This is a genomic window from Actinoalloteichus sp. AHMU CJ021 (assembly GCF_002895405.1).
Taxonomy (GTDB): domain Bacteria; phylum Actinomycetota; class Actinomycetes; order Mycobacteriales; family Pseudonocardiaceae; genus Actinoalloteichus_B; species Actinoalloteichus_B caeruleus.
In genome coordinates, this window is the sequence record NZ_CP025990.1 from 1,597,752 (window position 1) to 1,621,252 (window position 23,501).

20 protein-coding genes are annotated in these 23,501 nt (G+C 73.7%); 6 read left to right on the forward strand and 14 right to left on the reverse strand.

Going from position 1 to position 23,501, the window contains the following annotated elements:
• Nucleotides 1-12 precede the first annotated feature (12 nt).
• From C1701_RS06525 to gatC, 4 genes are read right to left on the reverse strand one after another with little or no spacing between them, the layout of a single operon-like run.
• A complete protein-coding gene (locus tag C1701_RS06525) occupies nucleotides 13-666 on the reverse strand; it encodes a DUF4276 family protein (protein WP_026417159.1) in 654 nt (217 codons plus the stop codon).
• Entirely contained in the window at nucleotides 667-2,091 is a 1,425-nt protein-coding gene (locus C1701_RS06530; RefSeq protein ID WP_103055682.1) for an AAA family ATPase, read from the reverse strand.
• 25 nt (nucleotides 2,092-2,116) lie between these two features.
• On the reverse strand, nucleotides 2,117-3,652 hold the full coding sequence (gene gatA, locus C1701_RS06535; protein WP_030146979.1) for an Asp-tRNA(Asn)/Glu-tRNA(Gln) amidotransferase subunit GatA: 1,536 nt from the start codon (nucleotides 3,650-3,652) through the stop codon (nucleotides 2,117-2,119).
• Nucleotides 3,649-3,948 carry an Asp-tRNA(Asn)/Glu-tRNA(Gln) amidotransferase subunit GatC gene (gatC, locus tag C1701_RS06540; RefSeq protein ID WP_026417162.1) on the reverse strand — a complete coding sequence of 100 codons (300 nt, stop codon included), beginning with the start codon at nucleotides 3,946-3,948 and terminating at the stop codon, nucleotides 3,649-3,651. The genes gatA and gatC overlap by 4 nt, the downstream gene beginning before the upstream one ends.
• A 400-nt stretch (nucleotides 3,949-4,348) precedes the next feature.
• Here gatC and C1701_RS06545 point away from each other — a divergent pair, with 400 nt between their 5' ends.
• Nucleotides 4,349-5,008, forward strand: a complete 660-nt coding sequence (locus C1701_RS06545; protein ID WP_026417163.1) for an amino acid-binding protein — start codon at nucleotides 4,349-4,351, stop codon at nucleotides 5,006-5,008.
• 65 nt (nucleotides 5,009-5,073) lie between these two features.
• Here the strand turns inward: C1701_RS06545 and C1701_RS06550 are convergent, their stop codons facing one another.
• The 4 genes from C1701_RS06550 to C1701_RS06565 form a co-directional block, all read right to left on the reverse strand.
• The gene (locus C1701_RS06550) at nucleotides 5,074-5,595 is read right to left on the reverse strand and encodes a GNAT family N-acetyltransferase (protein ID WP_030104029.1); all 522 of its coding nucleotides are present in this window, start codon (nucleotides 5,593-5,595) and stop codon (nucleotides 5,074-5,076) included.
• A 115-nt stretch (nucleotides 5,596-5,710) separates the two neighbouring features.
• A complete protein-coding gene (ligA, locus tag C1701_RS06555) occupies nucleotides 5,711-7,789 on the reverse strand; it encodes an NAD-dependent DNA ligase LigA (RefSeq protein WP_051313420.1) in 2,079 nt (692 codons plus the stop codon).
• A 361-nt stretch (nucleotides 7,790-8,150) separates the two neighbouring features.
• Entirely contained in the window at nucleotides 8,151-8,858 is a 708-nt protein-coding gene (locus C1701_RS06560) for a hypothetical protein (protein ID WP_035291263.1), read from the reverse strand.
• Between the two features lie 105 nt (nucleotides 8,859-8,963).
• Entirely contained in the window at nucleotides 8,964-10,037 is a 1,074-nt protein-coding gene (locus C1701_RS06565) for a methionine synthase (RefSeq protein ID WP_443098147.1), read from the reverse strand.
• A gap of 154 nt (nucleotides 10,038-10,191) precedes the next feature.
• Here C1701_RS06565 and C1701_RS06570 point away from each other — a divergent pair, with 154 nt between their 5' ends.
• Entirely contained in the window at nucleotides 10,192-11,079 is an 888-nt protein-coding gene (locus C1701_RS06570; RefSeq protein WP_103056981.1) for a serine/threonine dehydratase, read from the forward strand.
• Between the two features lie 72 nt (nucleotides 11,080-11,151).
• On the opposite strand, the gene mnmA is transcribed toward C1701_RS06570, so the two are convergent.
• Together mnmA and C1701_RS06580 are read right to left on the reverse strand one after the other, a co-directional pair.
• Nucleotides 11,152-12,249 carry a tRNA 2-thiouridine(34) synthase MnmA gene (gene mnmA / locus C1701_RS06575; RefSeq protein ID WP_026417168.1) on the reverse strand — a complete coding sequence of 366 codons (1,098 nt, stop codon included), beginning with the start codon at nucleotides 12,247-12,249 and terminating at the stop codon, nucleotides 11,152-11,154.
• Nucleotides 12,250-12,252: 3 nt separating this feature from the next.
• Nucleotides 12,253-13,488 (reverse strand): cysteine desulfurase family protein, encoded by a 1,236-nt coding sequence (locus C1701_RS06580; protein WP_030104036.1) that lies wholly within the window; start codon nucleotides 13,486-13,488, stop codon nucleotides 12,253-12,255.
• A gap of 633 nt (nucleotides 13,489-14,121) precedes the next feature.
• Between C1701_RS06580 and C1701_RS06585 the strand changes: the two genes are divergently transcribed.
• Nucleotides 14,122-15,285: a helix-turn-helix domain-containing protein gene (locus tag C1701_RS06585; protein WP_245588687.1), complete on the forward strand. Its 1,164-nt coding sequence runs from the start codon at nucleotides 14,122-14,124 to the stop codon at nucleotides 15,283-15,285.
• Between the two features lie 342 nt (nucleotides 15,286-15,627).
• Here the strand turns inward: C1701_RS06585 and C1701_RS06590 are convergent, their stop codons facing one another.
• Entirely contained in the window at nucleotides 15,628-16,587 is a 960-nt protein-coding gene (locus C1701_RS06590) for an electron transfer flavoprotein subunit alpha/FixB family protein (protein ID WP_026417171.1), read from the reverse strand.
• 24 nt (nucleotides 16,588-16,611) lie between these two features.
• Nucleotides 16,612-17,394 (reverse strand): electron transfer flavoprotein subunit beta/FixA family protein, encoded by a 783-nt coding sequence (locus tag C1701_RS06595; protein ID WP_026417172.1) that lies wholly within the window; start codon nucleotides 17,392-17,394, stop codon nucleotides 16,612-16,614.
• Between the two features lie 271 nt (nucleotides 17,395-17,665).
• Between C1701_RS06595 and C1701_RS06600 the strand changes: the two genes are divergently transcribed.
• Nucleotides 17,666-19,246, forward strand: coding sequence for a 1,4-alpha-glucan branching protein domain-containing protein (locus tag C1701_RS06600; RefSeq protein ID WP_051313425.1), 1,581 nt, complete (start codon nucleotides 17,666-17,668; stop codon nucleotides 19,244-19,246).
• An 85-nt stretch (nucleotides 19,247-19,331) separates the two neighbouring features.
• Nucleotides 19,332-20,732 (forward strand): glycosyltransferase family 4 protein, encoded by a 1,401-nt coding sequence (locus tag C1701_RS06605; RefSeq protein ID WP_030104040.1) that lies wholly within the window; start codon nucleotides 19,332-19,334, stop codon nucleotides 20,730-20,732.
• A 136-nt stretch (nucleotides 20,733-20,868) separates the two neighbouring features.
• Here C1701_RS06605 and C1701_RS06610 read toward each other — a convergent pair whose 3' ends face one another.
• Nucleotides 20,869-21,648, reverse strand: a complete 780-nt coding sequence (locus tag C1701_RS06610; RefSeq protein ID WP_337662169.1) for an acyltransferase — start codon at nucleotides 21,646-21,648, stop codon at nucleotides 20,869-20,871.
• A gap of 215 nt (nucleotides 21,649-21,863) precedes the next feature.
• Between C1701_RS06610 and C1701_RS06615 the strand changes: the two genes are divergently transcribed.
• Entirely contained in the window at nucleotides 21,864-22,229 is a 366-nt protein-coding gene (locus tag C1701_RS06615; RefSeq protein ID WP_103055686.1) for a hypothetical protein, read from the forward strand.
• A gap of 25 nt (nucleotides 22,230-22,254) precedes the next feature.
• Here C1701_RS06615 and C1701_RS06620 read toward each other — a convergent pair whose 3' ends face one another.
• Nucleotides 22,255-23,433 (reverse strand): THUMP-like domain-containing protein, encoded by a 1,179-nt coding sequence (locus tag C1701_RS06620; RefSeq protein ID WP_103055687.1) that lies wholly within the window; start codon nucleotides 23,431-23,433, stop codon nucleotides 22,255-22,257.
• Nucleotides 23,434-23,501: the final 68 nt, after the last annotated feature.

Genomic DNA, 23,501 nt, shown 5'->3' on the forward strand with positions numbered 1-23,501 from the left:
CCCTTCACGACTTCACCGGAGAAAGCCCAGGTCGCGGAGCTTGTCGGCGGTACGTCGCCGCCACCTATCGTAGGAGGGAACCCGGCTGAGCTCAGTGTGGCGGGCCCGCTCCGCCAGCAACGGCAGGTACGCCTCGACGTCCCGCCTGCGACGACGCCCGCGCCCGGCGTTCATCGCCTCGGTGAGGGTCTTCTTGGGGTCGCTGAGCCGCTCGACATCCCGAAGCCGGTCCGCCTCGAAGACATCACCGGCGCTCGGCGCGCGGCGGGCGAGCCGGTTGACCAGCTCGGTGTCGGCGAGCGCCCACGCCTCCATCTCCCGCACCGGGGCCAACTCCACCAGCGGCGGCAGCCCGGGACCTCCGCCGCGCCCCGCCGTCTCCCAGCACGACAGCATCGGGACCCAGCTCCGCTTACGTTCGTCGCCGTTCTTGTCGTCGTAGTGGAAGAACACCAGGTCGGGGCGGGGAGTGAGCTCGGCCACCTGCTCGGTGAACCGCTGCCAGGGCCTGTCCTGCCTCCGACGGAAGGTGAGGGGTTCGGCCAGGTCGAAACCAGCGCTGGTCCCGGTGTTCCCGATGTCACGCAGGGCGCGGAACACGATCACGCGGAAGAACGTCTCGTCCGTGGGCCCCTCCACGAGGATCGCCGTGTTGAGCGGGCGCACTCAGTCATCCTCCAGCAACTGCCGAGCGTGCTCCCGGTCGATCCCGGGCAGCGCGCGTCGCTCGTGCCGCGACACCGCATGAACTTCGAGGTCGAGCTCGGCCTGACCGGCCCGGCCGCCACCCCGGCTCCTACTCACCCGGGAGGGTTCGTCCAGCGGACGGGCCCGCGAGACCCGGCTGCTCCCGCCGCCGGGCTCGACCCTGCTCACCCAGTCCATGACGATGATGTCCGAGGGGTCGACCACGAACAGCACCAGCGGCGAGTGACTGGACAGCACCAGTTGCGCGAGGGGCTCCTCCCCCGCGTCCGCCTGCGCCGGGTGCGTGACGAGCTTCCGGAGCAGCTGCACCAGCGCCCTGAACCGCTGCGGGAAGATGCCGTTCTCTGGCTCCTCGAAGCAGATCAGGCCCCGGTACTTCGGGTCGTGCAGCGCGGCGAGCAGGGCCAGCACCCGCATGGTGCCGTCCGAGGCGATGCGCGCGCTCACCCTGCCCTCGTCGCTGGTGTCGAGGTGGATCTCCCACTGGCCGGTCGCCGGGTTCTCCTCCACCTCCACCCCGCTGAACCCGCGCACGACCCGGGCGAGGTCCACGGTGATGTCGTCCAGCACGCTGCCCTGGTCGAGGGTGGTCTCCCGTTCGATCCTCCGGAGCACCTTGGCGAGGTTCCCGCCGGCTGGTTCGAGCTGGTCGCCCCGTTGCTCCGGCGTGCTGGGGCTGCGCAGGGCGACCGGGTCGAGCTGGAGGAAACGCCACGACTCCATCTCGCGGCGCAGCGCGTAGAGCAGGGGGAACTCCACCGTGGAGGTGATGCTGGAGAGCACGGTGGCCTCCGCCGCGTGCGCCGGCAACTGCCGGGCCCGTCCCTGGTTTCCCTCCTGCCGGATGGAGAAGACCGCGTCCCCCGCGCTGTTGGTCTCGGTGACGAGGAGGGCCGAGGTCCGCCGGTACGCGAGGTTGGCGTCGCGGAACTCCCGGCTGACCCGCTGGTCCCGGACCCAGTCGTCATCCTTGCGGCGGATGGGTCGCGCCTCCTCGGAGACGACGAACAGGCGGGGAGAGCCGTCCTCGACGGTGCGGCGCTCGATCTCCAGCTCGTACCGCAGCCGGGTGTGCGTGACCCGCACCTGCCGGCCGAAGGGGTCGACGACCGTGGGCTCCAGCAGCACCTCGACGGCGAAGCGCATCTGGTTGACGGCCGTCCCGTCGCCCTTCCAGCGGAACAGCTCGGAGAGGTCCCCCCTGGCCCCGGTACAGGCGTCGTAGAGGGACGGGGAGCTGGCGAGCCGCCCCAACAGCTGGATCGCGTCGAACAGGTTGGACTTCCCGCTGGCGTTCTGGCCGAGGATGGCCAGGAACGGCGGGATGTCCAACCCGAAGTCGGCGAACGACTTGAAGCCGTCGACCTCGATCCGGGTCAGCACGGCGGCCGTCCCGGAACCGGAGCCATCAGGCGGTCACCGCCAGGTCGGGGACCCGGTGGATCAGCGGCCCGCCCTGCGCGGCGTCCCGCGCCACCTCGAAGGCGGCGCTGACCCGGTACATCCGGTCGTCGGCCTGCGCGGGAGCCATGACCTGGAGGCCCACCGGCAGCCCGTCCTCGTCCGAGAGCCCGGAGGGCACGCTCATGGCGGCGTTCCCGGCGAGGTTCGCCGGGATGGTGCACAGGTCCGCCAGGTACATGGCCAACGGGTCGTCCACCCGCTCCCCGATCCGGAACGCGGTGGTCGGGGTGGTCGGCGACACCAGCACGTCGACCTTCTCGTAGGCGGCGGCGAAGTCGCGCGCGATGAGGGTGCGAACCTTCTGCGCCTGCCCGTAGTAGGCGTCGTAGTAGCCCGAGGACAGCGCGTGCGTCCCGATCATGATGCGGCGTTTGACCTCCGGGCCGAAGCCGGCCTCCCGGGTCAGGGACATGACCTCCTCGGCGGAGAGCCTGGCCCCGTCGTCGCCGACCCGCAGGCCGTAGCGCATCGCGTCGAACCGGGCGAGGTTCGACGAGCACTCGCTGGGCGCGATCAGGTAGTAGGCGCCCATCGCGTAGTCGAAGTGCGGGCAGGAGACCTCGACGATCTCGGCGCCGAGTTCGGCGAGCAGCTGCACGGCGGCGTCGAAGGACCGCAGCACTCCGGGCTGGTAGCCCTCCCCCGCGAACTGGGTGACCACGCCGACGCGGACGCCGGTGAGGTCGCCGCTGGCGCCCTGCCGGGCGGCCGCCACCACGGGCGGCACGGGCGCGTCGATGGAGGTGGAGTCCAGCGGGTCGTGGCCGCCGATGACCTCGTGCAGGAGCGCGGCGTCCAGGACCGTCCGCGCGCAGGGGCCGGCCTGGTCCAGGGAGGACGAGAAGGCCACCAGCCCGTAGCGGGACACGCCCCCGTAGGTGGGCTTGACGCCGACGGTGCCGGTGACCGCGCCGGGCTGGCGGATCGAGCCGCCGGTGTCGGTCCCGATGGCCAGCGGGGCCTCGAACGCGGCCAGTGAGGCCGAGGAGCCGCCGCCGGAGCCGCCGGGGATCCGGTCCCGGTCCCAGGGGTTCCTGGTCACGCCGTACGCGGAGTTCTCGGTGGAGGAGCCCATCGCGAACTCGTCCATGTTCGTCTTCCCGAGGACGACGACGCCCGCCTCGCGCAGCCGGCGGGTGACGGTCGCGTCGTAGGGCGGCAGCCAGCCCTCGAGCATCCGGGAGCCGCAGGTGGTCGGCACTCCCTTGGTGGTGAGGATGTCCTTCAGCGCCAGGGGGACGCCGGCCAGCGGGGACGCCGGCGCCTCACCCGAGGCGAGCGCCGCGTCCACGGCCTCCGCCGCCGCGAGGGCGCCCGTCCCGTCGACGTGGAGGAACGCGTTGATCTCGGGGTCCACCGCCGCGATGCGGTCCAGGTGGGCCTGGGTCACCTCGACGGCGCTCACCTCGCGGCGGTGGATGCGCTCGGCCAGCTCGGCGGCCGTGGACCGGGTGATCTCGTCGGACACGGGGTTGCTCACTGCTCCTCCCCGAGGATGCGCGGAACGCGGAAACGGTTCTCCTCCACGGCGGGGGCGGCGGCGAGCGCCTCCCGCTGCGTCAGGCCCGGGCGGACCTCGTCGGCGCGGAAGACGTTGGTGAGGGGCACCGCGTGCGAGGTGGGGGGGATGTCCCCGGCCGCCACCTCACCGACCTTGGCCACCGACTCCAGGATCACGCCGAGCTGGGAGGCGAAGGTGTCCAGTTCCTCCTCGGTCACGGCCAGCCTGGCCAGCCGGGCGAGGTGCGCGACCTCGTCACGGGAAATGGCGGGCAAAACGAGAACCCCCTGATCGTGGTTCGCGATGGTGGACAGGGAATGACCTCGCCATTCTATGGGTGGGCGGGTCCCACCCCGTACCGGCCCGCGTCCACCGCCACGAGCGTCGGGAAGGGGGCTGACCGGCCGGCCCCGCCATCACCCGTCCTCGTCGAGCTGCCAGACTGGACGGGTGGACGGCCCCGCCCGAACACGCGCCCGAACAACGGGTCACGGCGATTTCACACGAATTCGCGGCGGGGGCCTTTTCCGCGTTGACGGCGAGTGGGATGCTTGATCGACAGCGCGGGCGGCGATCCCGTCCCAGGGCGCTGATCTGTCACCATTCGGCGGCGACGTGCCGTGCACCGCGCGGGCGGCGAGGTTCCGCGCACAGTAGCAGGAGGCTGTGGATTCAGTGTCCTTCCTGATCCGCGTACAGCTGCCGGACGAGCCCGGCAAGCTGGGCGCGGTGGCCACCGCTCTGGGAGAGGCGGGGGCCGACATCCTCAGCGTCGACGTGGTGGAGCGCGGCTCCGGCGTCGCCATCGACGACCTGGTGGTCGAACTGCCCTCGGGTCGGCTGCCGGACGTGCTGATCACCGCCGCCGAGTCCATCGACGGCGTCGAGGTCGACGCGGTCCGCCCCTACGCGGGGGTGCTCGACACCTTCCGCGAACTGGAACTCGTCGAGGACATCGCCTCCGATCCCAGCACCGGTCTTGACGTCTTCGTGCAGGGCGTGCCACGGATCGTCCGCTCCGGGTGGGCGATGATCGTGGGCGACAACGGCGAGGGCGCGTTCCGCCTCGCCGCGAGCGCCGCCGCACCGGAGACCAGGGCGCTGCGGCTGCCGTGGTTACCACTGGACCACGCCGCCATCCTGGACGGTGAGGAGGAGTGGGTGCCGGCGACCTGGCGGGAGCTGGGCACCGAGCTGGCGGCCACCCCGCTGGGCAAGCCGGACCGGGTCCTGCTCGTCGGGCGGCCCGGCGGGCCGATGTTCCGGGCCTCGGAGCTGGCGCGGCTGGCCCACCTCACCGGCATCGTCGCGACGATCCTCGTGGACGGGCGCTAGCCCGGCCGGAACCCAGACGGGCGGCCGCTGGCCGCCCGCTGGTCGTCCGACGTCCCGAACGCTGCTCAGTTCCCCCCGCCGAGCGGGTGTTCGAAGGACAGCAGCCGGATTCCGTCGACCGACCAGTCCCGTGCCGGCAGGCGGCGGAAGCCGAGGCGTTCGTACACCCGGTGCGCGGTGGTCATGCGCTCCTGGGAGCAGCACACCACCCGTTCCACGCCCAGCTCACCAGCCCTGACCAGCACCGCCCTGGTCAGGGCCGCTCCCACCCCGCGCCCCCTCGCCTCGGGGCGCACGGCGAGCATCCGGAACTCGAGCTCTCCGTCGCGGGCCATCTCGGCGAAGGGGGTGCCGGCGGCGGCGACGGTGACGGTGCCGAACACCCGGCCGTCGACGACGGCGACGAGGAGTTCCGCCTCCCGGTCACGGCGGCCGGTGTCCCGGAGCTCCTCCGCGTACTCCTCGTTGCCGACGAGGAACCGCTCCTCGTCGTAGGCGGCGACGGTGAGCTCGCCCACCTCCGCCAGTTCGGTCGCCAGAGGGCGACGGATCACGGGTAAGCCGCTGTGCACCATGCTCCGCATCATCGTTGTCCTCGTTCCGTGCCTACCGGCAGGTGTGGGGTCGGCCGGCGCCGGACCCGTGTCCGGCCGGTCCTGGTCCTCAGCCGCCCGGGAACGACCCGGGCGGTACGGGCCCGGGTCAGTCGGCGGCGTCCCCCGACTCGTCGGCGCGCTCGGCCAGGGCCGCTGCCGCGTCCGGCCCGTCGTCGAGCAGCACCCGGAAACCGGGTTCCCGCAGCACGGGCACGCCCAGCTGAACCGCCTTGTCGTACTTCGACCCCGGGGAGTCACCGACGACCACGAAGGCCGTCTTCTTGGACACCGATCCCGCCGCCCGGCCGCCCCGGGCCATGATGGCCTCCTTGGCCTCGTCCCGCGACAGGGTTTCCAACGAGCCCGTGACCACGATGGACAGCCCCTCCAGATGGCGGGGGACGCTCTCGTCGCGCTCGTCCTCCATGCGCACCCCGGCCCGCCGCCACCGGGCGACGACCTCGCGGTGCCAGTCGACCGCGAACCACTCGCGGACGGAACGCGCGATCGCGGGGCCGACGCCGTCGACGGCGGCGAGTTCCTCCTCGGAGGCGTGCTCGATGCGGTCCACCGTGACGAACTCGCGCGCCAACGCCTGCGCGGCGGTGGGTCCGACGTGCCGGATCGACAGGCCGACCAGGACCCGCCACAGCGGCTGTTCCTTGGCCGTCTGAAGGTTGCGCAGCAGTTTGTGCCCGTTCGCGGACAACTCGCCGGCCTTGGTGCGGAACAGGTCGACCCGGAGCAGGGTGTCGGCGGTGAGGTCGAACACCTCACCCTCGTCCTCCAGGACGCCGGAGGCCAGCAACGCGGTGGCCGCCTCGTAGCCGAGCACCTCGATGTCGAAGGCCCCGCGCCCGGCGAGGTGGTGGAGCCGTTCCCTCAGCTGCGCCGGGCAGGAGCGGGCGTTGGGACAGCGGATGTCGACATCGCCCTCCTTCTCGTACCGCAGTTCCGTACCGCACTCGGGGCAGTGGGTGGGCATCGTGAACTCGCGCTCCGTGCCGTCGCGGGCCTCGACGACCGGGCCGAGCACCTCCGGGATGACGTCCCCGGCCTTGCGGATCACCACGCGGTCCCCGATGAGCACCCCCTTGCGGCGGACCTCGTCTCCGTTGTGGAGGGTCGCGAGGCTGACCGTCGACCCGGCGACCTTCACCGGTTCCATGAGCGCGAACGGGGTCACCCGGCCGGTGCGGCCGACGTTGACCCGGATGTCCACCAGCTTGGTGGTGGCCTCCTCCGGCGGGTACTTGTAGGCGATCGCCCAGCGGGGCGCCCGGGAGGTGCTGCCGAGGCGCCGTTGAAGGGCGACCTCGTCGACCTTGATCACCACGCCGTCGATCTCGTGCTCGGCGTCGTGGCGGTGTTCGCCCCAGTAGGCGATCTCCGCGCGGACCTGCTCCACGGTGTCGAGGACCTTCGCGTTCGCCGAGGTGGGCAGGCCCCAGGCCTCCAGCGCCGCGTAGGCCTCGGACTGGCGGGTGGGCTCGAAACCCTGCCGGCGGCCCATCCCGTGGCTGATCATGCGCAGCGGGCGGGTGGCCGTGACCCGGGGGTCCTTCTGCCGGAGGGAGCCCGCCGCCGCGTTGCGGGGGTTGGCGAAGGGCGCCTTGCCCGCCTCGACGAGCCGGGCGTTGAGCTCCGCGAACTCGGACACGGCGAAGAAGACCTCGCCCCGGACCTCGACGAGGGCGGGCACGGGGAACTCGTCGCTCGGGCTGAGCCGTTCGGGGACGTCCCGCATGGTGCGCACGTTCAGGGTGACGTCCTCACCGGTGCGGCCGTCACCCCTGGTCAACGCCCTGACCAGCACGCCGTCCCGGTAGAGCAGGTTGATGGCCAGCCCGTCGATCTTCAGTTCGCACAGGTAGTGCGCCTGGTCCCCGACCTCGCGGCCGACGCGGTCCGACCAGGCGGAGAGCTCCTCGTCGTCGAAGGCGTTGTCGAGGCTCATCATCCGTTCGAGGTGGTCGACGGCGGTGAAGTCCGTGGAGAACCCTCCCCCGACGGCCTGCGTCGGCGAGTCCGGGGTCGCCAGGCCCGGGTGGTCCTCCTCCAGGCGGAGCAGTTCCTGCCAGAGCCGGTCGAACTCGCCGTCGGCGATGGTGGGCGCGTCGAGGACGTAGTAGCGGAACTGGTGCCCTCTGATCTCCTCGGCAAGCCGCTGGTGGTGCTCACGCACCTCGGTGGGAACGTCCTCGACGCCCTGCCGCTCGGCGACCTCCGGCTGGTCGACGGTCGTCGGCGAGGCCGGGTCGGCGGCGGCCGGGCTGGACGTCGCCGGGTTCACGGGTTCCTGGGGCAGCTCGCTGGTCACGCGAAGAGGCTAGAACGAGCACCTGACACCGGCTGGGTGACGTCGGGGCGAGCCGCCGCGCGGGTCGACGCGAGCGGGGTCCGCCGGGTCTCGGGTCGGGCCCGTCCCGGCCCGGGGAGGGGTGGGGGCGGCGCGGCCCGACGGGGCTCTCGACGAACCGCTCACCGGCACACCCGGGCCGGCCACCCGGGTTCGGCCGGCCGTGGGGCGGGGCGGGTGACGCGGATCAGGTGGGTCGGCGCTGGCTCTCGTCCAGCTCACGCACCATCTCGCGGAACTCGAGCAACCCGATCGCTCCGTGCGGCTCGCGCTCGGCGGTCTCGACCCGGCCGAGGCGGTCGGCCGCCAGCCGCTCCCCGAGCGTGGCGTCCAGGGGGAGGAAGGTCATGGCCGCCTTCGCGGCGTCGGCGAGCTCGGCCATCAGGGGGTGGAACACCGCGACGTCGACCAGCCCCGCGGACTCGTCGACCAGCGGAGCGACCCGGACGTCGGCGAGTTCGATGCGGTGGGCGCCGAAGTTGACGGTGACACCCGTCGGGTCGGGGACCGGCGGAACCGCGTCGTGGTACTCCCAGATCGCGCTCTGCGGCGGCGCGGCGGCCATCCAGGCGTCGGTGTAGGTGCGCAACGCGGGGTCGCCCTGGCCGCTGATCACCAGCGCGTAGATGGCGTGGACGCCCCGCTCGACCGAGAAGTGCAGGTCGGGGTGCAGCAGTTCGACGGCGGAGCAGAGTTCGTGCTCCACGCGGTGGGGTTCGCCGTCACCGAGTGCGGAGCTCAGGACCGGCAGCAGTTCCTCCCAGCGTCGCCAGAAGGCCGCGGCCGCCACCTCGGGTTCGGCGCCCGTACTGGACGGATCACCGTCGGACAGTTGGTCGCCTGGGTCGGGTTCGGAGGACCAGACCCGGCGGAGGAACCTCTTCACAGCGCCCATTGTGCGCGACCTCGGCGCCGATGGCACCACCCTGTCGTGCGGCCCGCCCAACTCGTCGGCCGTGTCACCCGTTCCGGTCGCCGCGCCCTGGTCCCGTCGCGGGCCTCACCCGCCCCAGCTCTCCGGCGGCTCGACGAAGGCACGTCCGAGGTCCCGCACCAGGGTGAGGGCCGTCCGCGCCCAGTCCCGCGTCGCGCCGGCCAGCCCGCAGGCGGTGGCGGGGACCAGCAGGTCAGCCAGCCGTGGCCGGGCGAAGCCGAGGCGGTCGGCCACGGCCAACGCCGGTGCCGCGGCGGACCGGAGGTCGAGCGGACCGGTGGGCGGGGTGCCCGGGACCAGGCCGAGGGCCAGCCTCGTCCCGCCGTCCCAGGTCTCGCCGAGCTCGTCCCAGAACGCGGTGTCCGCGCCCTCGAGGGAGGCCGCGTCGAAGGACACGACGTCCACCCCGGCCTCGGCGAACAGGCGCACGGGAGGACGCCGGGCGCAGCAGTGGGCGAACACCGGCGCGCCGGTCGCCTCCCGGGTCGTCTCGACCACCTCGTGGAGGAGTCGGACGGCGTCCGGCTCGGAGACGGCGGACACGGTCCCGTACCCGGAGGGGGTGGGCAGGCTCCCCCGCAGGACCGCCGGCAGCGTGGGCTCGTCGAACTGGACGACCAGGTCCGCGCCGGTGCGGGACCGCAGCTCGCCGAGGTGATCCCGCAGTCCCTCCAACAACGACTCGGTGAGGTCCCGCAGTGCCCCCTGGTCGGTGAGGACCCGGTGGCCCCGGGGGAGTTCCAGCCCGGCTGCGAGCGTCCACGGGCCCGCCACCTGGACCTTCAGCAGGGGCGGGCGGTGCCCGGCCTCCTGGAGAGCCTGGTCCAGCCCGTCGAGGTCCCGGTGGTGGAGGTCGACGGCGCGCCGGTGGTCCGCCCCGGGGCGTCCGGTGAGGCGGTAGCCGGAGGGCACCGATTCGAAGGGCATGCTGACGAGGAGCCCGGCCGCGCGGCCGATCAGGTCGGCGCCGAGTCCCCTGGCCGGCAGTTCCGGGAGGTGGGGGAGGTCGGGCAGTTCCCCCAGGACCGTTCTCGCGGCCTCCACGGGGTCGGTGCCGGGCATCGACCCGACGGCGGTGGCCGTGCCGGCGGGCCAGGGGGCGGTGCGAGCTGCCGAGTTCACGATCGCACTACCTACCATCCGGCGGGAACCACCGGAAGGGCGGCCCCCGCCCCCGGTTGCCGTTTCCCGGCGGCGCGCCTGGCAGAGTGTGCCGATGAGCACCAGCCAGTCCGCCGGTCATCGCGCCTCCGCGTCCCGTCCCGCCCGGTCCGGGCCGGTCCCCACCAGGGAGATGGTGTGGGCCGCGGCCAGCCGCATGCGCCCGTACCTGCGCCGCACCCCGTTGTTCCGGGTGGAGGTCGACGGGCGTCCCCTGGTGTTGAAGTTGGAGCACCAGCAGCTGACCGGCTCGTTCAAGCTGAGAGGCGCGCTGAACGCGCTGCTCGCGGGCGACCGGCCGCGCCGGGTGGTCACGGCCTCGGGCGGCAACCACGGCCTGGGCGTGGCGACGGCGGCCCGGCTGCTCGGGGTGCCGGCCGAGGTGTACGTGCCCACGACCGTTCCCGACGGGAAGGCGCGGCGGATCGAGGCGACCGGGGCGACCCTGGTCCGGCACGGGGACCGGTACGCGGAGGCCGCTGCGGCGGCCGTGCTGGCCGCCAGCGGCGAGGGCGTGCGGTACGTGCCGGCCTACGACGACCCGGAGGTGGTCGTGGGCCAGGGGACGGTCGCCGCCGAGGTCGTGGCGGACCTCCCCGAGGTGGACACGGTGGCGGTGGCCGCCGGAGGTGGTGGGCTCGCGGCGGGGACGGTGCTCGCCGTCGGGCCGGAGCGGACGGTGGTGGCGGCGGAGCCGGTCGGCTGCGCGTCGCTGGGCCACGCGTTGGAGGCCGGCGAGCCGGTGGACGCCCCGGTGAACTCCGTCGCCTCGTCAGCGCTTGGGGCGACCCGCGTCGGGGACCACCCCTTCGCGGTGCTCGGGTCGGCCGAGAACCTGCGGTCGGCGCTCGTGGAGGACGCGCGGCTGTTGGCGGCGCGGGACCGGCTCTGGGAGGAGTTCCGCATCGCCGCCGAGCCGGCGGCGGCAGTTCCCTTCGCGGCCTGGCTCGACGGGGACGTCCCCGGCCGGCTGCCGTGCGTGGTGGTCTGCGGCGCCAACACCGACTGGGCCCCGGCCTGACGGTCCGCGCGCCGCGCCGTGGGCGGTGGGCCGGCTCCGAGGGGTCCCGTCCCAGCGCCCGGCGGGGTGACCTCAGGAAGTGGCGCTGATGCGGCCCGCCCCCAGCACCAGGTCACCGGCGTCCGCGTCCGGCCGGTACAGGACGGCGACCTGCCCGGGAGCCACCCCCCGGACGCTGTCCCGCAGCCTGATCCGCACGCGGTCCCCGTCCCGTTCGGCCACCGCCGGGGCGACGCCGCCGTGCGCCCGGATCTGCACGACGCACTCGACCAGCCCGTCCAGCGGCCGCCCCGTCGGCCACACCGCGTCGTCGGCGACGATCTCCGTCACGGCCAGCCGTTCGGAGGCGCCGACCCGGACGGTGCCGGACACGGGTTCGAGCGAGAGCACGTAACGCGGGCGCCCGTCGGCCGAGGGGCGGTCGAGCCCCAGGCCCTTGCGCTGCCCGACGGTGAAGCCGTGCACCCCGCCGTGCTGGCCCAGCACCTCCCCCGTCTCGTCGTCCACGAGGTCACCCGAGCGGTTGCCGACCCGGGCGTCGAGGAACGCCCGGGTGTCGCCGTCGGGGATGAAGCAGATGTCGTGGCTGTCCGGTTTCCTGGCCACGGCGAGGTCCTGCCGTTCGGCCTCGGCGCGGATGTCCGGCTTCCGCGTGTCCCCGACCGGGAACAGCGCGTGCCGCAGCTGGTCGGGGCGGAGGGAGGCCAGGACGTACGACTGGTCCTTGTCCGGGTCCACCGCCCGGCGCAGCTCGACGCCCGCCCCGTCGGCGGTGGGCGCGATCCTGGCGTAGTGGCCGGTGCAGACCGCGTCGAAACCGAGGGCCAACGCCTTCTCCAGCAGGGCCTCGAACTTGATGCGTTCGTTGCACCGCATGCACGGGTTCGGGGTCCGCCCGGCCTCGTACTCGGCGACGAAGTCGTCGATGACGTCCTCGCGGAACCGCTCGGCGAAGTCCCAGACGTAGAAGGGGATGCCGAGGAGGTCAGCCGCGCGGCGCGCGTCGCGGGAGTCCTCGATGGTGCAGCACCCCCTGGCCCCGGTGCGGAGGGTGCCGGGTTTGGCGGAGAGCGCCAGGTGCACGCCGACCACGTCGTGGCCGGCCGCGACCGCCCTCGCCGCGGCCACCGCCGAGTCCACTCCCCCACTCATCGCCGCCAGGACTCGCAAGGTTCACACCTCCGCCGAAGTTCGCAGTGTCCGTCCGCCGCGCCGCCGCGCCCCGGCCAGGCCCGCGCTGCGCGCCCGGGCCACCACGGGCCCGATCGCCTCCCGCACCGCGGCGATGTCCTCGGCCGTGGAGGTGTGCCCCAGCGAGAAGCGCAGGGAGCCCCGCGCGGTGGCCGGGTCGGCGCCCACGGCGAGCAGCACGTGGCTGGCCTGGGCGACGCCGGCCGTGCAGGCCGAGCCCGTGGAGCACTCGATGCCCTTCGCGTCGAGGAGCATCAGGAGGCTGTCGCCCTCGCAGCCCGGGAAGGTGAAGTGTGCCAGCCCCGGCAGCCGCCCCGGGTGGGGCCCGGTGGCGGGGCCGTCGCCGTCCCCGTTGAGCACCGCGTCGGGGACGGCGACGCGCACGGCGGCGACCAGGTCGTCCCGCAGGGCGGCGAGCCGGGCGGCCTGTTCCCGCTGTTCGCCGACCGCCTCCCGGACCGCCACGGCCAGGGCGCTGATCGCCGGGACGTCGAGGGTCCCGGAGCGGACGTCCCGTTCCTGCCCTCCTCCGTGCAACAGCGGGGTACACGAGGTCTGCCGGTCGAGGAGGAGCACGCCCACGCCGGCGGGGCCCCCGACCTTGTGCCCGGTCAGGGTGAGGGCGTTCGCCCCGCTGGCCGTGAAGTCGACCGGGACGGCTCCGACCGCCTGCACGGCGTCGGTGTGCAGCGGGATCCCGTGCGCGGCGGCGGTCCTGGCGAGGTCGGGGACGGGGTTGACCGTGCCGATCTCGTTGTTGGCCCACATGACGGTGGCCAGGGCCACCGCGTCCGGGTCCTCGGCGATGGCCTCGGCCAGGACCTCGGCGTGCACCCGCCCGGTCGGGTCGACGGGCAGCCAGGTGACGTCGGCGCCCTCGTGGTCGGCCAACCACTGCACGGCGTCGAGCACGGCGTGGTGTTCGACGGCGGAGGCCAGGATGCGGCGCCGGCGGGGGTCCGCCGCGCGGCGCGCGTGGAAGATCCCCTTGACCGCGAGGTTGTCGCTCTCCGTCCCACCGCCGGTGAAGATCACCTCGGAGGGGCGGGCGCCGAGGGCGTCCGCGATCGCCTCCCGGGACTCCTCCACGGTGCGGCGGGCCCGACGACCGGAGGCGTGCAGCGACGAGGCGTTGCCCAGGGTCAGCAGCGCCGCGCTCATGGTGGACACCGCGCCCGGTCGCATCGGGGTCGTCGCGGCGTGGTCGAGGTAGGCCATCGTTGACCCAGCCTAACGGGGGTCGCGGGCCGCTCGGCAGGCACGCGACGGCCGACGGGGGCGAGGCGGGTCACCCACCGAGGGTGGGACGGCCCCCGCCCGACGCGGAACCGGACTGGGGCCGCCGACTGGGTTGGGGGAAACAACGTTGCTCGGGCGTGATGATTCATCTTCCGAGTCTGTCGGGCACCTCACCCTCTCGGTCGGCAGACACCGCTCCTCGATGTCGCCGGATGCGGCGAGGCAACCCGCACCCCCGAGGAGGGGGACAACCCGTGGCCGGCCGAGCGTGTGACCTCACCCGACCCGGCCTCCGCTCGCCCGCCGGCCCGTTACCGCAGTCGGCCGAACTGACCGGCTGCGCGGACTGGCACCGGCGGGCGTGAACAAGGGCGGAGCACGAACGGAGCACGAGCGGAACGCCCGCCCGAGCCATCAGGAACGGCAAGAGTCGAAGTCCGGCCTGCTTCATGAACCGCGCGATGGAACCTGGACGAGCTTCTTTCGCTCCGCTCCCCCGTGGGTAGCCTGTTCGCGAATCCCCGCCCAACGTGACCGCTACACGCGACCAGGTGGAGGCACCGGCGGGGACGATTCCGGGGAGAAGAGGGAATCATGCCCGACTTCGGACGGATGTTGCGGCGCCTGCGCCAAGAACGAGGCTGGACACAGACCGAACTAGCACGCCGTGTGCACGTCGGGCAATCCGCTCTCAGTCGTTACGAATCCGGGCGCTCGCAGCCAAGTCCTGATGTCGTGGAAGCACTCGCCGAAGTCCTGGGAGACGCACTACGCACCGCCGCACCCGCAATGGCCCTCAACCAGGTCGACGGTGGCGCTGGTGATGCGCTCGCCGCGATCGAACTCGCCCGCCGCGTCGAAGCCTCCGATGTTGGCGACAGCACTCTCCAGCAGTTGGAGGAGGGGTTCGACCAGATGGCCATCGCCTATTCGTCCGCCGCTCCGTCGCTGCTGCTACCTCAGGTCACCAGTCACCTCGGGTACGTGTCCGAACTGCTGGACGGCCCCAAACTCTCGCTGTCCGCACACCGGCGGCTGGTCGTTGCCGGGGCCTGGTACTCCCTGCTGGCCGCGACGATCCACATCGACCTGAACCAACACGACGCGGCCACGGCCAGACTCCGTGCGGCAGCGTCACTGGCGAGACACGCTGGTCATGACGAGATCCGGGCATGGGCGGCGGAGACCGAGGCCTGGCGTCAGCTCACTGCCGGCCAACTACGTCGCGCCTACGACCTCACGAAGGCCGCGCGGTACCTCGCTCCGGTCGGTTCGTCGATTCATGTCCAGGCCACCGCCCAGCAGGGCCGCGTGCTCGCGCGCCTCGGTGATTCCGAGAGTACCTACCACGCCGTCGACTCCGTGAACTCCCTAGCTGCTGATCTGCCGACGCTCGACGCGGACGAACGGGAACACCATTACCGGTACGACGGAACGAAACGCCGCGCCTACACCGCGACCACCCTGTCGTGGCTGGGAGATCCGGCAGCAGCGGGACACGCTGAGCATGTGATCGACCAGTTGACACCGAAAGCTGGTGAGTCAGGCCGATGGCCCAGGAGACTCGCCAGTGCCTACCTGGATCTGGCTTTGGTGCAGGTGAAGACTGGAGAGGTCGACTCGGCGGCCGACTCCGCGCTGACCGCGATGCGTACGGGCAGCGTCGTGCCCTCCAACTTCTGGCGGGCTGCCGAAGTCGTGCGCGCGGCCGAGGCTCGCCGGATGCCGCAGGCTCGGGAACTTCAGGCCGCCTACAGACTGATGACCCAGAGCTGACGGCACTATGCGCGCTATGCGACCACGACGCCCTTAGGCCTATTACAAGGTTAATCGTCCGCTGGGCTCACCTCCTCCTACGCGCCCGCCCGGATCAGCCGACACCGACACCGGAGCCGCGAAAGGCGCCCACCCGTCCCCGGTCAGTACGGACTCGATGACATCCGTGGCAGGACGAGCCGAGGGGCGTTCGCCCGGCTCGGGGTGGGCTCACGTCGTGAGCGCCCGTTCCCCGGCGAGCGGGGCGGGAGCGGGAAGCACCGACCGCGTGCGCACGACGTGGCCCCGGGCGGCGGGACGCCGACCGGGGCCACCGGGGTGCTCGTCACCGAGCGGCGGGCGTCAGCCGCGCCGCTTGGCGACCTCCTGCGACAGCTGCGGCGCCACGGTGAACAGGTCGCCGACCACGCCGAAGTCGGCGATCTCGAAGATCGGCGCCTCCGGGTCCTTGTTCACGGCCACGATCGTCTTGGAGGTCTGCATGCCGGCCCGGTGCTGGATGGCCCCGGAGATGCCGAGCGCCACGTACAGCTGGGGCGACACGGTCTTCCCGGTCTGGCCGACCTGGAACTGGCCGGGGTAGTAGCCCGAGTCGACCGCCGCCCGGGAGGCTCCGACGGCGCCGCCGAGGGCGTCGGCGAGTTCCTCGACCACCGAGAAGCTGTCGGCGCTGCCCACACCGCGCCCACCCGAGACGACGACCGACGCCTCGGAGAGTTCGGGGCGGTCACCGGCGACCACGGGTTCGCGTCCGGTCACCCGGACCGGCTTGGAGGCCTCCGCCACGGGCACCTCGACCGCTTCCTCGGTCGCCGCCCCCTCGGCCGCCTCGGCGTCGATCGCGCCGGGTCGCACGGTGATGACCGGCGTGCCGGTGGTCACCTTCGACTTCACCACGTAGGCGCCGCCGAACACCGACTGGGTGGCGACGCCGTCGGCCGCGATGTCGTCGACGTCGACCAACCACCCCGATCCGGTGCGCAGCGCGACCCGGCCGGCGATCTCCTTGCCCTCGGCGGTGGCGCTGACGAGCACCGCCGCCGGGGAGGTCCGCTCGGCCAGCAGGGCGAGCGCGTCGACCTGCGGCGTGACGAGCAGGTCGGTGGCGGTGTCCGACTCGACGACGTACACCTTGGCGGCGCCGTGGCCGGCCAGGCTCTCCCTGATCTTCGCCGAGGTGCCGGGGGCGCCGACCACCACGGCCGAGGGCTCACCGAGCCGGCGGGCGGCGGTGAGCAGTTCCAGGGTGGACTTCCTCACGGCACCGTCGACGTGGTCCACGAGGACCAGGACTTCGGACATGACTGCCTTCCTCTCCTCGTTGGGTCAGACGAGCTTCTGCGCTGCCAGGTACTCGACGATGCGCACGCCACCGTCGCCCTGGTCCTCGACGCGCTCTCCGGCGCCGCGCGGGGGCTTGGGTGCCGACTCGACCACCGAGGTGAACGCGGCGGCCAGCCCGACCTCGGAGGGGTCGATGCCGAGGTCGCCGAGACCGAGGGTGGTCACCGGCTTCTTCTTGGCCGCCATGATCCCCTTGAACGAGGGGTAGCGCGGTTCGTTGATCTTCTCGCCGACGCTGACCACGGCGGGCAGTTCGGCGGCGAGGTGGGTGATGCCGTCCTCGGTCTCCCGCTCCACCCGGACCTCGGTGCCCTCGACCTCGACCCGGCGGGCGTGGGTGAGCTGCGGCAGCCCGAGGAGTTCGGCGAGCATGGCGGGGATGGCGCCGGCCCGGCCGTCGGTGGCCTCGTTGCCCGCGACGACGAGGTCCACGCCCTCGATCGTCCGGATCGCCGAGGCGAGCACCTTGGCCGTCTGGATGGTGTCCGAGCCGTGGAGGGCGGCGTCACTGATGTGGACGGCCTCGTCGGCGCCCATCGACAGCGCCTTGCGGATGGCATCTGTCGCCCGGTCGGGGCCCATGGAGACGACGGTGACCTTGCCGCCGTGGGCCTCCTTGAGCAGCAGCGCCTCCTCGACGGCACGCTCGTTGATCTCGTCGATGACGGCGTCCGCCGCGTCGCGGTCGAGGGTGTGGTCGGTGTCCGTCAGCTTCCGCTCGGACCAGGTGTCGGGCACCTGCTTGATCAACACGACGATGTTCATGGTCTCCATCGACCTCCTGCGGGTCACGGGGTGTTCGCGCACGGCGGATCAGTTGGCATGACCCTGCCAGGTCGGCACCCCCCTGGCACAGTGGCACTGTCCGTCACCTGGTGGACATCAACACCACTCATGTTACTCACCGGTAGCTTCTCGCGGTGACGAGCGGCACGCCACCAGACGTGACGGTGCTCACTGCCTCGTTCCGGGTGCCGTCACCACCCCGCCGGTCGACCGGGCCGGGCCGGTGATCTTCTGCCGGTACGGTGACCCGATGAGTACGACCGCGCGGCAGCCGATCGGCAGTGTCTGCCTGGTCCTGCACAGCCACCTCCCGTGGCTGGCCCACCACGGGCGCTGGCCCGTGGGCGAGGAGTGGCTGCACCAGGCCTGGGCCGCCAGCTACCTCCCCGTGCTCGACGTCGTCACGCGCCTCGCCGAGGAGGGGCGGCGCGGCCTGCTCTCGCTCGGGGTCACCCCCGTGCTCGCCGCGCAGCTCGACGACCCGCACTGCCTCCGCGAGTTCCACTCCTGGCTGGGGAACTGGCAACTCCGCGCCCAGTACGCCGCCGGCCGCTGGCGCGGCCACGACCCGGCGCTGCGGGAGGTGGCCGCCGCCGAGTACCGGCGCTCGGCGTGGGCGCTGGACCGCTTCGAGTCGCGGTGGCGGCACGGCGCCAGCCCGGTCCTGGCCGGGTTGCGCTCGGCCGGGGCGCTGGAGGTGCTGGGCGGGCCGGCCACCCACCCCTTCCAACCGTTGCTGGGTCGCCGGCTGCGACGTCACGCGCTGCGGGTGGGGTTGGCCGACGGCCGGCACCGGCTGGGCGGGACGCCGGGCGGGATCTGGGCGCCCGAGTGCGGTTACGCGCCGGGCATGGAGCACGACTACGCCGCCGAGGGCGTCACCCACCTCGTGGTAGAGGGCGCCGCGCTGCCGGACCTCGCGGGGGACGACATCCCGGTGCGGCTGCTCGGGGACTCCGAGGTCGTCGCCTTCGCCAGGGACACCGAGCTGTCGCTGCGGGTGTGGTCGGACGACGGCTACCCCGGGCACGCCGACTACCGGGACTTCCACACCTTCGACCACCCGTCCGGTCTGAAACCGGCCAGGGTCACCGGGCGGGACGTCGCCCCGGAGGACAAGCTCCCCTACGACCCGGCGCGCGCCCTCCACCGGGTCGGCGAGCACGTCGACGACTTCGTGACCTCGGTGCGGGACCGGCTGCTCCGCCAGGCCGAGGCCACGGGTCGGCCCGCGACCCTGGTGGCGGCGTTCGACACCGAACTGTTCGGGCACTGGTGGCACGAGGGCCCCCAGTGGTTGGAGGGGGTGCTGCGGGCGCTGCCGGAGGCGGGGGTGCGGGTGCGCACGCTGGGCGAGGTGGTGGCCGAGGACGAACCGGGGCCGGCCATCCAGCCGCCGCCCTGCTCCTGGGGCGTCGGCCGGGACTGGCGGGTGTGGAACGGCGACCGCGTCGCCGACCTGGCCGCCGCCAACCGGGAGGTCGAACGGCGGCTGGTCGACCTCAGCGACCGGCACCGCACCCCCTACCGCGACCCGGTGCTGGACCAACTGGACAGGGAGGCGCTGCTGGCGGTCTCCAGCGACTGGGCCTTCATGGTCACCGGCGACTCCGCAGCCGACTACGCCCTCCACCGGGCCCACGAACACGCCGGGCACTTCCACCGGCTGGCCGACCTCGTCGAGCGCGGCGACCGGGCCGAGGCGACGCGCCTCGCCGAGCGGCTGCGGGGACACGACGGCCCCTTCGGCCACCTCGACGCCCGCGACCTGGGCGCCGCCGACCGTTCCGTGAGGTCGTTCCCGCCGTCGGTGGTGGGCCTGACGGGCTGATCCACCACCCTGACCGGGCGTCGGCCGACCAGACGACCCTCCACGCGGTCCGCGACGGACCGGACGCCGGTGGGAGGATCAGCGGGTGCGGGTCTTGATGCTGTCGTGGGAGTACCCCCCGGTCGTGGTCGGCGGTCTGGGGCGGCACGTGCACGCGCTGGCCACCCGCCTGGCCCGGCAGGGACACGAGGTGGTGGTGCTCGCCCGGCATCCGGCGGGCAGCGACGCGACCACCCACCCCACCGTCGAGGAGCGGCGGGAGGGGGTGCGGGTGCTGCGCGTCGCGGAGGACCCACCCCACCTGACCTTCGAACGGGACCTGGTCGCCTGGACCCTGGCGATGGGCCACTCGATGGTCCGGGAGGGCATGCGCCTGCTCCGGGACTGGCGGCCGAGGGTCGTGCACGCCCACGACTGGCTCGTGGCGCACGCCGCCACCGCACTGGCCGACGCCGCCGACGTCCCGCTGGTGGCGACCCTGCACGCCACCGAGGCCGGCCGGCACAGCGGCTGGCTCTCGCACAGCCTGAACCAGCAGGTGCACTCGGTCGAGTGGTGGCTGGCGAACAGGGCGGACCTGCTGATCACCTGCTCGGCCGCGATGCGCCGCGAGGTCACCCACCTGTTCGACGTGGACGCCGAGCGGGTCGTGGTCCTGCACAACGGCATCGACTCGCACCGCTGGACCGGGCGGCCGGGAACGGCGGCCCTCGCGGCTGCCCCGCCTCCGGTCCCCGCGACCGGCGGTGCTGGCGCGTCGCGTGACGACGCCGGCGGCCAGCGGCCCTCCGCCACCCGAGTCGCCCCCGGCACCCGAACCGCCCTCCCCGCGCCCGACGGCGCCGGTTCCCCGGTCCGGACGGCCGCCGGGCGGGCGCGACCGGCCACCCTGGTCTTCTTCGGACGGCTGGAGTGGGAGAAGGGCGTGCAGGACCTCATCGCCGCGCTGCCCGAGATCCGCCGCCACCACCCGGGCACCACGCTCGTCGTGGCGGGCAGCGGCCGGCACGCGACCGAGCTCGTGGCCGACTCCCAGCGGCACGAGGTGGCCGAGGCCGTCCGGTTCGTCGGGCACCTCCCCGACGAACAGCTGGCGGCCGTGCTGTCCACCGCCGACGCCGCCGTCTTCCCCAGCCGGTACGAGCCCTTCGGGATCGTCGCCCTCGAAGCGGCGGCCGCCCGCGTGCCGCTGGTCACCTCCACCGCCGGCGGCCTCGCCGAGGTGGTCCGGGACGGGAGCACCGGCGTCTCCTTCCCACCCGGGGACATCCCCCGGCTGGCCGAGGCGGTCCGCCAGGTCCTCGACGACCCGGCCGCCGCGCGCCAGCGAGCGGACGCCGCGTTCGCCCGCCTGGCCACCGACTTCGACTGGGACCGCATCGCGGCGGACACCGCCCGCGAGTACGAGGGCGCCAGCCGGCGCCCCGCCACCGTGCTGGGACGTCCGAAGATCCCCTCGGGCAACGTGTTCGGCGCCGGGGCCTGACCGGCCCGGGACGGGGCAGGCCGGGCGCGCCCCGCCACACGCCGCCTGGGGCCAGCGCGGACGCCCACCTCGACGGAGTGGTGCGGCGTCGGCCACCAGCCGGCGGGCCCGCCCTCGGGGAGCCCGGTCCGGTCGGTCAGCCCGCGACCGGTGTCCCCGCGACGCCCTCGGCCCCGGCCCCGCCGGCGGCCGAACCGCCAGTGCCCTCGGCGCCACCACCGGCCGAACCGCCAGTGCCCTCGTCGCCACCGCCGGCCGGCCCGTCCGGGACCCGGCGACGCACCACCCGGGCGGGGATCCCGGCGGCGACCGCGTAGGGCGGGAGCTCACCCCGGACGACCGCGTTGGCCCCCACCACCGACCCCCGGCCGATCCGGCTGCCCCGCAGGACGGTGGCCTTCGTCCCCAGCCAGCAGTCCTCCCCCACCCGTACCGGGGTCTTCACGATGCCCTGGTCCTTGATGGGGCGGTGCGGGTCGGTGGTGACGTGGTCGAAGTCGCAGACGTACACCCCGTCGGCGACCAGCGAGGCGGCCCCGATCTCCACGTCGAGGTAGCAGTTCACCGTCACCCGCTGGGCGAGGACGGCCTTGTCCCCGATCCGCAGGGATCCCTCGTGGCACCGCACGGCCGTCCCCGCGCCGACGTGCACCCAGCGCCCGAGCTCCAACCGCCCGTGGCCCGCGCGGCACTCGATGCTGACCCCCCGGTCGAGGAACACCATGCCGCGCAGGACGACCTGCGGTCGGCTCACCCGGAGGCGGAGGAGCCGCAGGTAGCGCACCAGGTACCACGGGGTGAAGGCCCGGTTCCGGATCACCCAGCGGAGGGATTCCCGGGTCAGGAACCTCGCCTGCTCCGGGTCGCGGCGGAACCACGACCGGATCGACACCAGGGACTCCCAGAGCGCGCTCACCCAGCGGAAGATACGCGCCGGCCTCCGCCGCCCCAACCTCCCCAGGGGGCCACGAGCCCGGCGGGGCGAGCACCGGGGGCGGGTCGGAGGACTTGATCGGCTCCTCCGGGGCACTCCCCAACCGGCGGACGTGCCCGGACACGGGTCCCCCCGGGGCCGCCCCGGGTGGAGGTCTCCGGGACCACCGAGTCACGACCAGCGGAAAGGGGTCCAGGATGCGTATCGGCCCTCGGGGGCTCGCCCGGTGCCAGGGCGCGTTCACCCTGCTCGGCGGCCTGTGGCCGCTGGTGAGCATCAGGAGCTTCGAGAGTGTCTTCGGCCCGAGGAAGGTCGACGACTGGTTGCAGTACACCACCGGTGGGCTGCTGGTCGTCGCGGGACTCGGGCAGCTGCGGACGGGGCGGAGCCGGGAGAGCCACCGCCAGGCGCGGATCCTCGGGGTGGGCACCGCCGCGACCCTGCTCGCCGTGGACCTCGTCTACGTGCGCCGCGGTCGCATCTCCCCCGTCTACCTGCTGGACGCCGTTGCCGAGACGGGCTGGCTGGTGGCCTGGGCCTGCCAGCGCCGGCGGGAACGGTAGGAGGGCCGGTCGACCGGGAGCGGCGTCAGGTGCGTTCGGCCTCGCACAGGAAGGCCACCGGGGTATCCCCGATCCGGGTGAGCACCGCCGTCGCCTCCGCCGGGCCTCGGAGCCGCAACCGCTTCCGCAGGGCGTCGGGGTCCACGGACACCCCTCTGGTGAGGATCTCCAACCGCCCGACCTCCCGTTCGCGCAGCCGGGCGCGCAGGGTCCGCTCGCCGTAGCGGCCGTGCTCCAGCACCCGGAACGCCCGCACCCCCTGGGGCGGCCGGTCCCCGGTCAGGTAGGCGATCCGGGGGTCGAGTTGGCCGAGGCCGTGCCGGGCGGCGTAGTGGCGGACCAGTCCGGCCCGCACCACCGCGCCGTCCGGGTCGACCAGCCACTCCCCCGGTTCCCGGACGGGGCATTCGTCCGGATCGGCGTCGGTCAGCTCCCAGGCGCTCCCGTCGCCGCCGAGGACGCTCGCGCGGCGGCGCACGCCCGGTGTCGCCAGCCCTTCGGACCACAGGGCGGCCTCCCGCACCCCGCCGTCGAGGGAGACGAGCTCCACCTCCCTGGCCCACGGCACCAGGTCGGGGTCCAGCCCCGGGGCCGCCTTGACCACGAGGTCGCGGCCCCGGGCCGCGGCGACCAGCTCCGGGAGCGGCGGTGCCAGCTCCTCGGGGCGCCAGGTGCGGCGGCCACCGGCCTCCCGCCTCGCCGGGTCGGCGAGCAGCACCGCGTTCCGGCTGACCGGGCGCACGGCGTCGGCCCTGACGAGCAGCGGTGCCACCCCGGCCACGGCCGCGTTGTGGGCGGCCATCGCCAGGCGCACCGGGTCGAGGTCACTGCCGAGGCAGCGGCGCGCCGACGTGGCCAGGGGCACGAGGTCCGCACCGACCGAACAGGTCAGGTCGTGCACGTCGCGGTCGGCGAGCCGGCGGGCGCGGTGTTCGGCCACGACGGTGGCGGTGGCCTGTTGGACGGCGTCCTCGGTGAACAGCCAGTCGTCCGCCCACCGCAGCCGCCCGGCGGCCCGGCGGCGCAGCACGGCGGTCTCGAGCAGCGCGGCGGCCCGGTCGTCCCCGACCAGCGACCTGGCCGCGGCGACGTCCGCCAGCCGGGTGGCCGCCGTGAGCGGGCGGTCGGCGAGCGCGGCGAGCGCGGCCCGCCCCCGTTCGCAGGCCAGGAACCGCACGTCGTCGAGGGTGAACGTGTAACCCATCAGCGTTCGGTGCCCCACCGGCGGTGGAACGGGTGCGGCGGGCGGCGGGCGGTGCCGCGCCGGGGGGC